This window comes from Nitrosomonas communis, from assembly GCF_024102715.1.
Classification (GTDB): Bacteria; Pseudomonadota; Gammaproteobacteria; order Burkholderiales; family Nitrosomonadaceae; genus Nitrosomonas; species Nitrosomonas communis_B.
In genome coordinates this window covers 1-8,968 of record NZ_JAGFJM010000096.1, presented here as the reverse complement: position 1 = coordinate 8,968, position 8,968 = coordinate 1, and the positions used below count along the sequence as shown (strand labels likewise).

At 49.2% G+C, this 8,968-nt stretch carries 11 protein-coding genes and 1 pseudogene; 4 read left to right on the top strand and 8 right to left on the bottom strand.

Going from position 1 to position 8,968, the window contains the following annotated elements:
* Positions 1 to 303 (top strand): hypothetical protein (locus tag J5I83_RS09210; RefSeq protein WP_304055233.1); only part of this gene is annotated, 303 nt, incomplete at its 5' end.
* Positions 304 to 547: 244 nt separating this feature from the next.
* On the opposite strand, the gene J5I83_RS09205 is transcribed toward J5I83_RS09210, so the two are convergent.
* The 4 genes from J5I83_RS09205 to J5I83_RS09190 all read right to left on the bottom strand — a co-directional run bounded on the left by J5I83_RS09205 (position 548) and on the right by J5I83_RS09190 (position 3,332).
* The gene (locus tag J5I83_RS09205) at positions 548 to 1,627 is read right to left on the bottom strand and encodes a cytochrome-c peroxidase (protein WP_304055231.1); all 1,080 of its coding nucleotides are present in this window, start codon (positions 1,625 to 1,627) and stop codon (positions 548 to 550) included.
* A gap of 327 nt (positions 1,628 to 1,954) precedes the next feature.
* Positions 1,955 to 2,437, bottom strand: coding sequence for a hypothetical protein (locus J5I83_RS09200; protein ID WP_304055230.1), 483 nt, complete (start codon positions 2,435 to 2,437; stop codon positions 1,955 to 1,957).
* A gap of 191 nt (positions 2,438 to 2,628) precedes the next feature.
* Entirely contained in the window at positions 2,629 to 3,042 is a 414-nt protein-coding gene (locus tag J5I83_RS09195) for a hypothetical protein (protein ID WP_304055228.1), read from the bottom strand.
* 14 nt (positions 3,043 to 3,056) lie between these two features.
* Entirely contained in the window at positions 3,057 to 3,332 is a 276-nt protein-coding gene (locus J5I83_RS09190) for a hypothetical protein (protein WP_304055235.1), read from the bottom strand.
* Between the two features lie 167 nt (positions 3,333 to 3,499).
* Here J5I83_RS09190 and chrA point away from each other — a divergent pair, with 167 nt between their 5' ends.
* The 3 genes and pseudogenes from chrA to J5I83_RS09175 all read left to right on the top strand — a co-directional run.
* Positions 3,500 to 4,705 carry a chromate efflux transporter gene (gene chrA, locus J5I83_RS09185; protein ID WP_304055225.1) on the top strand — a complete coding sequence of 402 codons (1,206 nt, stop codon included), beginning with the start codon at positions 3,500 to 3,502 and terminating at the stop codon, positions 4,703 to 4,705.
* A gap of 10 nt (positions 4,706 to 4,715) precedes the next feature.
* Positions 4,716 to 5,021 carry a PadR family transcriptional regulator gene (locus tag J5I83_RS09180; RefSeq protein ID WP_304055222.1) on the top strand — a complete coding sequence of 102 codons (306 nt, stop codon included), beginning with the start codon at positions 4,716 to 4,718 and terminating at the stop codon, positions 5,019 to 5,021.
* A 293-nt stretch (positions 5,022 to 5,314) separates the two neighbouring features.
* Positions 5,315 to 5,644: pseudogene (locus J5I83_RS09175) on the top strand (transposase); the annotation flags it as partial.
* Between the two features lie 157 nt (positions 5,645 to 5,801).
* Here the strand turns inward: J5I83_RS09175 and J5I83_RS09170 are convergent.
* The 4 genes from J5I83_RS09170 to lptC all read right to left on the bottom strand — a co-directional run.
* Positions 5,802 to 7,265: an RNA polymerase factor sigma-54 gene (locus tag J5I83_RS09170; RefSeq protein ID WP_304055221.1), complete on the bottom strand. Its 1,464-nt coding sequence runs from the start codon at positions 7,263 to 7,265 to the stop codon at positions 5,802 to 5,804.
* A gap of 54 nt (positions 7,266 to 7,319) precedes the next feature.
* Positions 7,320 to 8,042, bottom strand: a complete 723-nt coding sequence (gene lptB, locus J5I83_RS09165) for an LPS export ABC transporter ATP-binding protein (RefSeq protein WP_304055220.1) — start codon at positions 8,040 to 8,042, stop codon at positions 7,320 to 7,322.
* Between the two features lie 41 nt (positions 8,043 to 8,083).
* Complete coding sequence (gene lptA, locus J5I83_RS09160) at positions 8,084 to 8,638, bottom strand: lipopolysaccharide transport periplasmic protein LptA (RefSeq protein WP_304055217.1); 555 nt, start codon at positions 8,636 to 8,638, stop codon at positions 8,084 to 8,086.
* 27 nt (positions 8,639 to 8,665) lie between these two features.
* On the bottom strand, positions 8,666 to 8,968 hold a 303-nt coding region (gene lptC, locus J5I83_RS09155; protein WP_304055214.1), incomplete at its 5' end, for an LPS export ABC transporter periplasmic protein LptC.

Genomic DNA, 8,968 nt, shown 5'->3' with positions numbered 1-8,968 from the left:
TCACTACCGCGACTTTTGATCGAAGCAGCTCGTGGTGGTTTGAAGCCGAGTCCTGTAACCAGACTTCGAGGGGCCTACCCTCATCTCTCATGCAGCATAGCTGCTCGAAGGACTGCGTCCTTCTTTGCGCCTTCGTGGCACACCATTGTCGTAGCAATTGCCTGCTTTAAGCCAGTGTTGGGTGACCCGGCCAGCATAATGACTGCCTCTATTAGAATGGAAAATGACTCTCGAGGGTGGCTGGCGCCTGATTTTTGCCACATCATCAGCTTGAGCAATACATCTAATCGCCTGCCAACCTGAATATTGGTCACGTTTAAGTTTTACCGCCTCAATCTTGAATTCCAATGTGAATGCTCGACGCCGTAACTTCTTTATTTCTCATATCCTGCCATCTCCAGTTCCTCGTTTTAAGTCATCTACCAAAAGTTTACCGGATCAAAAATTTTGACTATCGTGAGTTAGCGTTAATATTCAGCTTGCTCAATGCTGAGCAAGCTACTGACATGCACCCCGAAAACGCAGGCAGGGGATACGCGCGATTGACTCAAGGTGGCAACGCTGAAAATGCCTGCGGTGCCAGTATCGGCTCAGTGATGAATTCTTCGGGCTGCTCACCCGTCAAGCTTTCCAGGAAGGCTACCAGATTGTAGACTTCCTGATCGGTGAGTTCTCTGTCGAGCTGTACTTTACCCATGATGCGCACCGCCTGTGGCAGGGCTGCGACCGAACCATCATGAAAATAAGGTGGCGTCATGGCAACGTTACGAAGGCTGGGCACTTTGAAGATATACTTGTCGGCGGGATTCTTGGTGACAGCGAAACGGCCTTCATCAATTGGTTGACTGCCCGTTTTCTTCCAATAGTCCTCAAATACACCGAACTTCTGAAAAGAAGAACCGCCGACTCCCACGCCGTTGTGACAAGATGCGCAGCCAATGTCCATAAAGTTCTTTAACCCATTTTGTGCTTGAGATGTCAAAGCCTTGACATCACCTTTGAGAAAGGCGTCGAATGGCGAGGGGGTCACCAGTGTCCGCTCATAAGCGCCGATCGCTTTACCCCAGTTTTCAGGCTGCACTGGCTCTGGATCATCCGGAAAAGCTTGCTTGAATTTTGCCTCATATCCGGGCAGCGCCTTAATCTTGTGGACGACAGCCGCAAAATCAGGGTTTCCGAAGCTGCTATGCCCGATCAGCGATCGCATCGCCTGCTCCTCCACGTTTTCACGATCGCCTATCCAATGGGCTTTGAACTGGAGCGCGGCATTGAGAATGGTAGGCGCATTTCGAGCATTCAAGCGATGCTCGACGCCGATCGATTTCGCCAAGGCATCAGTGCCATAAAGGGCAGGACGATGGCAGGTTGCACAGCTCACGGTACCGTCCAAGGACAGCCGAGGGTCGAAAAACAACTTCCTGCCCAACGCGACACGAATGGGAATAATTGGAAAAACCTCGGTCGCCATATTCTGCGGGAGCGGCTTGAATACCTGATTGGCGTTTTCTATCAAGGATACTTCTGCCTCCCGGGCCTGAGCTGTAACCGCAAGAAAAACTGTTACCCAAGCGATAACAGATATCCAAAAAGTTGATTTGCCCTTTGCTGTAAACGAATGATTGGTCATGTTCGTGTCCACTTAATCCCATTTCATCATTAGGTCGGTCAGTTCGTTAATATCGAATATCCGATCAAGCCCCCACGTCGGCAATGATTTTTTCGCACCCATTCTGCATTCTAGCAGAACAAAGTATCTTTACTTTCTTCAAATACCTCACCCAATGCGGTTATTCATAGGCGAAACTGAAAGAATAAAATCGGGATGCTCTCTTGCTGTGGAAAGAGGATCGTCTGTTGTAGCGGACAGCGGCGCCTCTTGCGGAGCTGATAAGCGATTGGAATCCCATGATGAAGAAGCTCAGTACGCTGTTCTGGGGCCAGTCGGATCGATTCATCACTGACATCCAATGCGACCAGGCGGAGACCTTGCGCCTCGATCTGGATTAACAGCCTGATCGGGCAACAAAGGTGGTCCGATATCCACCGTCTTGGTTACCCGCTCCGTGGTTAATCCTTGGGCTATGAGATCAGTGATCAGGGCTTGAAATTCACGCAGCTTCTCCTCGTCTGCCGGTGAGTTCTCGACCTCGCGCACTACTTGCCCATCGGCCGAGACAAGATCGATCTTCTCGAACAGTAAGTGAAATAGAATCGGCGGTGGGAGCGCAAGGCGCTGCTGCAGGAAGTAACCGATCGTATTGATATCGATCGGTGAGAGAATTCCGTTAATGAACTGCTGCGTGTCGAGTATCGCGACCGAAAAGGTTGGGCCGCCGGAGAAGGTCACGCCAGGGCTCGCTTCAAAAATACTCGGAGCAGCGCTACCGAAGGGAATACTAAAGCCTATTGTGCCTGATGATTCGGTGCTACCTGACACGGTGGTCAGCCCTGTGAATTGCAGGGGTTGGTGTAGACTGGCGCGGACGATGTTGAGCAACAGGCCCTAATTCTGAGTCTCCTCGGCCTGTATGTTATATCTGACGGTGCTGCTCGAAAATTGATCGACCACTGCGCAAGCAGTGAGCATCGCTGGCATCAGTATGGCGACAACATTTTTCATCAATGCCATCAGAGTATCCCCAGCGCGAGTCCGCCGCCCACGAACAACATCATGCTTGCCACTACCGCCTGCACCGTGCGCAGCGTGGCCTGCCGCAGCACGCGCTTGCCGATGAGCGCGTCGGCGAAGGCGCAAACAGTACCCACCGCCACGGGCAGAATCAACTGCTGAGAACGCGCAAAATGTTCGGCCAGAAAACCTACGCCATAGACGATAAGCCGCACGGCATCGACGAGAACAGCCGACACTGCCGCTGTTGCAACAAAAGCCTCTTTCGAGAGGCCGAGCTTGACTAGAAAAGCTGAGCGTAGTGCACCTTGATTACCAGACAGGCCGCCAAAAAATCCAGATAGCATCCCGCCCAGTGGTAACCAATGAGGCGGAAACGCCAATGCTTGAAAACGGGGCCACAACTCTAACAAAGCGAACGCTATAATCAGGATACCGATGACTGCCTTGACGATCGTAATCTCGAAGATCGATCCAGCAAGAGTATAGCTTGTGCTATGGGCGGCATCTTGTCGAACAAATTAAGGAGGCTTGCCCCCGCTATGGCTGTAATGGCGGCGGGCGTGCTAAAACGTACCACAGTCTGCCAGTCCGCCTGCTTGGCAAGCAAACCGAGCTTGAAGATATTGTTAGCGAAATGTACCACAGCCGTAGCGGCGATGGCTAACGGCACCGGGAAAAATAGTGCGAATACTGGCATCAGAATGGTACCGAGACCGAACCCGGAAAAGAGCGTAACCCCAGATGTTAGTAGTGCTACGGCGCCAATCAGAATCAGTTCTATGGGAGAGTCCTTTTATAATCGAATCTCGCTATCGAATTTCGATTATAATTTAAGAATTAAGTTGCGAACTCAAAAAAATCAAACTCATGACTAATTCGAACGCGAGCGATCGAAACCCTTGGGCCGTCTTTCTGATCTTCCTACGACTTGGCCTGATCTCATTCGGCGGTCCAATCGCGCATTTGGGTTACTTTCGGGAGGAGTTCGTTATCCGGCGGCGATGGCTTGCAGAGCATAGCTACGCGGATCTGGTAGCGCTATGTCAATTTCTGCCGGGGCCGGCAAGTAGTCAAGTCGGGATCGCGCTAGGTCTTTTAAGATCTGGGTATATGGGAGCATTGGCCGCATGGGCGGGATTCACTTTGCCTTCGGCGGCTTTATTAATCTTATTCGCGCTGGGCATTGACAATTATAGTGAAGCCGTTGCACCCGGCGTGCTGCACGGCCTAAAAGTAGCCGCGGTTGCCGTGGTTGCTCAGGCAGTATGGGGAATGGCCCGCAATCTCTGCCCAGATACGTTGCGTGTCTCACTTATGGCGATGGCCGCCTGTATCATCTTGCTTGAACCTTCCACCTTGAGTCAGATTATCGTGATCGCTGTTGCTGGTATTGTGGGTCTGCTGCTGCTCAACCCCCCGCAAGCCGCTGCACATGATCCACTGACGATCATGATCAGCCGTAAGGTCGGAGCTCTCTGGCTGTCTCTGTTCTTTTTTTTGCTAGCTGTTCTCCCAATTTTGGCTCAACTGCTGCCGGGACAGGCCATAGCGATGGTAGATGCATTCTATCGCGCTGGATCGCTGGTGTTTGGCGGAGGCCATGTCGTGCTGCCGCTACTGCAAGCCGAAGTGGTACCCTCTGGCTGGGTGAGCAATGATGCCTTCCTGGCTGGTTATGGAGCGGCTCAAGCAATGCCTGGACCCCTGTTCACATTTGCTTCGTTTCTTGGGGCTTCGATGAACACCGAACCTTCTGGCTGGTTCGGCAGTATAATTTGCCTGTTGGCGATTTTCTCGCCTTCCTTTCTATTGGTTATAGGAGCACTGCCATTTTGGGAGCAATTGCGCCGTAGCGTAGGCATGCAAGCCGCCTTGGCCGGTATTAGTGCGGCCGTAGTCGGCCTACTGCTGGCTGCGCTTTACCAGCCAGTATGGACCAGCGCCATTCATCAGCCGCAAGACTTCGGACTAGCGCTGATCGCCCTGGTAGCGCTTATGTTTTGGAAACTGCCGTCGTGGTTGGTCGTCGTTGGGAGTGGGATCGGAGGATGGTTGTTAACCTTGATTTTTTGAGTGAACAGTGATGACAGACAAGGATCTCTATGGCGGATTGATCCGCTTGCACATTCTTCATCACGCAGCAGAGGAACCGATTTTCGGTCTCGGCATCATCGAAGAGCTAAAACATCACGGCTACGAGATAAGTGCCGGGACGCTCTATCCGATGCTGCACGGACTGGAGAAAAAGGGCTACTTGACCTCCCGGCACGAACGCACTGGACGACGAGAGCGACGTATCTACGAAATCACTGAACATGGACGGATTGCGTTGACAGAGGCGAAGGTCAAAGTCAGAGAACTATTCGGGGAGTTGATCGAGGGGCACTGATTTCCGCGCATTCTCCACTCTCTGAATTGGAGCGATTTCCTCTGCCTGCTGATACCAAAAATCAACTGCTTGATTCATCCGCGCGTAGCCCATCGGCACGAAATGCGGCCTTTGTGAATTTCCGATCACTTCAAAAGAGCGGAATCGGAGAGAAAAATAGTCAGGAGAGAGTAAAAACGGGTGATTTCAAGCAACCTGGCGCAGGAGTAAAGTTGCAGGAAACCCGCATGAACTCCGCGAACATGCGAGGGTAGGTGAGAAAGACCAACCGGATAGGGTTGGTCTTTGGTATTGGTGGAGAAGTCAGTGATTGCTCTGTGGTACCGGAGCTGATGACCGAGTTGCCCGATGTGCAAGCGATTGTAGCGGATAAGGGCTATGACAGTGAGTACACACGTGAGCAGACCATAAAGAAAGGAGCCAGGGCCGTGATCCCAAGAAAGCGTAATCCGCTGAAGGGTAACGCAGATATAGATTGGGCTTGTATAGGTACCGGCATTTGGTGGAAAACGCCTTTGCCCGACTAAAGCAGTATCGGGCAATAGCAACACGATACGACAAATTGAAAAGAAATTACGAAAGTATGGTTAGCCATCATATGCGGTTATCTATGGCCACCTCTAATTCCAAATCCTAATAGAAAAGTAAATAATTTATATTATAAAACTATTTATTTACAGATATTTATGTTTACTTATAATTGCCGTTTATATTAGAAATTGGAATAAGGAATGTCAACAGACCCTGGAATTTTAGCTACAAACCTGTAATTTGATGCCATCAAAGCATTTTGCGCAAGCTAGCTGGAGGAAGATGCATTGCTTCGCGGTATTTTGCCACTGTACGGCGCGCAACAATGATTCCCTGCTCAGCCAGAATCTCTGAAATGCGGCTATCAGTAAGCGGTTTTTTCTGATCCTCACCTTGTATCAATTGTTTAATTAAGGTGCGAATGGCAATTGCAGAGCAGGCCTCGCCGCTGTCAGTTGCCACGTGGCTGCCAAAAAAATACTTGAGTTCAAATATGCCATGAGGTGTATGCATAAACTTTTGCGTAGTCACACGTGAGACGGTAGATTCGTGCAAATTCAGGGCTGCTGCAATTTCCCGCATGACCAACGGACGCATAGCAACTGCTCCATGTTCGAAGAAAGCCTGTTGGCGTTCGACAATGACACAGGATACTCTCAAAATAGTCTCAGAGCGCTGCTGGATATTTTTAAGCAGCCATTTGGCCTCATTCAGCTGACTCATCAGCATTCGAAATGAATCATTTCGATCACGTTTCAATATATCAGCATAAAGCCGATTAATGCTAAGATGAGGAATCGATTCAGGATTAAGTGATGCTACCCAGCGATCATTGAGCTTACTCACCAACACATCAGGAATGACATAACGCGGAATCGCTGAATTGAATGCTTCCCCCGGTTTCGGATTCAATTGCGTAATCAGCTGCTGAACTGAGCGCAAACAATCATCATCACAATGCAATAACTTCTTAATTTGTCTATAGTCTTTGGCAGCGAGTGCTTCAAGATGGTGCTCAACCAGTAAAAGTGCCTGCTGACGATGCGGAGTCTCTGCAGGAAGCGCCTGCAACTGCAACATCAGGCACTCTTGCAGTGTGCGCGCACCTATACCGGGCGGATCCAGCTGCTGCAGATATTTGAGCGCAGTCTGCAAATCTTGCAGATGAATGCCTAGCTCTGCTGGCAGCATTTCTAACAGCTCCGGCAGATTCTGCTTAAGATAGCCGTTATCATCCAGGCTATCAATTAATACCCCGACAAGATGACGATTGCGTTCGCTGATCTGACTTAGGCTGGTCTGCATCGCAAGATGCTCGCGCAGACTAGGAGGATTTATCGCTTGTTGGGCAAAATCCCATTCATCTTCGCCACTTTCGCCGCCAGTGTAAAAGGATTCCTGCTCACCAAACCAATCGGTATCTTCACTTGCAGGCGAAATCGATTCATGATCACTTTTTGCCAGCTGCTCCCCACCATTTGATTCAATTTGTGATCTTGGAATAACTGAGGATAACCCGTCGGAAGAATCCTGACCATGGATTTGCCCGTTATCTGCGCTATCGCTTATTTCCAGCAGGGGATTATTTTGCACAATCCGCTCTATTTCCTGATTCAACTCAAGGGTAGAAAGTTGCAGCAATCGAATTGACTGCTGCAACTGTGGCGTCAGCGTTAGACTAGAAGATAATTTAAGCTGAAGATTAGGCTTCATAGTATTGAAAAAGCAGCAATCACTGAGCTATCTTCATAGATTCAATTCTTTTGTTCAAAGCCGAAAATGCTCTCCCAGATAGACTTCCCTGACACGCTCATTATCGATGATATCATCGGGTTTGCCACTAGCAAGGACGGACCCTTCGCTGATGATATAAGCACGATCACAAATCCCTAATGTTTCTCTCACGTTATGATCCGTAATCAACACACCGATTCCGCGCTCCTTGAGAAAACCAATCACCCTCTGGATATCCATGACTGCAATCGGGTCAACTCCTGCAAATGGTTCATCCAGCAGGATAAAGCTTGGCTTTGATGCCAATGCACGCGCAATTTCGACGCGCCGCCGTTCACCACCCGACAGGCTAATGCCAAGGCTTTCCCGCAAATGACTGATATGCAAATCGTGCAACAAGTTATCCAGTCGCTGCTGAATTTCATTTTCATTAAAATTCTGCAACTCCAGCACGGCCAGAATATTATCTTCGACCGAAAGACGTCGAAAAACGGAGGCTTCTTGCGGCAAATAACTCAAACCCAAGCGTGCCCGCTGGTGAATCGGCATTTTGCTCAAGTTCTGTTCGTCCAGATGGATTTCACCACCGTTTAAAGGAATCAATCCTACTACCATATAAAAACAGGTCGTTTTACCTGCCCCATTAGGGCCGAGTAAACCGACAACTTCCCCGCTTCCGATCGAAAAGGACACATCCCGCACGACTGCACGAGATTTATAGCTTTTTTTTAAGTTATCGGCCCTGAGTACGCCCATGGTATTTTCCGGATAATTTATTTCGGCATCATAAACAAAAACTATTCTTTCGTATCTTCTGTTTTAGGGGACTTTGTTTTAGGTTGAATAATCACCTGTACTCTGCCTTTTGCCGCATCCTTGGCACTTTTCTCCTTGTCACTCTTAACCTCGAAGAAATCACGCGTAATATCATAAGAAATATAATCACCCTGCACTTCATCCTTCCCCTGTTTCAATCGCGCCTTGCCAAACAACTCGATTTTGTCAGTTTTATCATCATATTCGACACGCTGACTCCAGCCTTCAATATATTCGTCAACACCATCACGTTTCTGCCGGAAACTGACCAGATTGCCGTAGGCGGTTGCATAGCGGAAACCCTTGAGATCCTCTTTCATGATGATTTTGTCTGCCCGAATGATGAGTGTCCCTTGAGTAAGAATAACGTTACCGGTAAAAATGCTTCTGCGGAACTCATCCTTGCGCTTGTAGTCTTCAACCGTAGCGCTGTCCGCTTCCAGATGAATCGGTTTGTCACGATCAGCACGTTCTGCCAGGATGACATCCGGTAACAGCATAGCGATGAATAATAAGGCGAAAAGGAATACATTCATAAGTTCATGATGATTTAGTTGAATTTGCTATTTCTTACCTGCAGATCGATTAGCGCTCCGGCGCATTCTATCATCTCTCGCTTTTACCCTGGATTTGAGCTCGATACGACCCGTTCGGTTATTTAATTCCATTCCCACTGCATCCACGATGGTATTCATCCGCGTTACTGTTACCGGCTGGTCAGTTTTTGCAATTTCAGCGTCAGGAATGAGATGGAGAAATTGAGTGCGCATCGTCACCTGATCAGCGCCTCGTTCTCTCACAATGAATACATTCCCCTTGAGATAGATATCATTCTCACCTGCGGAGAGTTCTGCATAATCGGCATT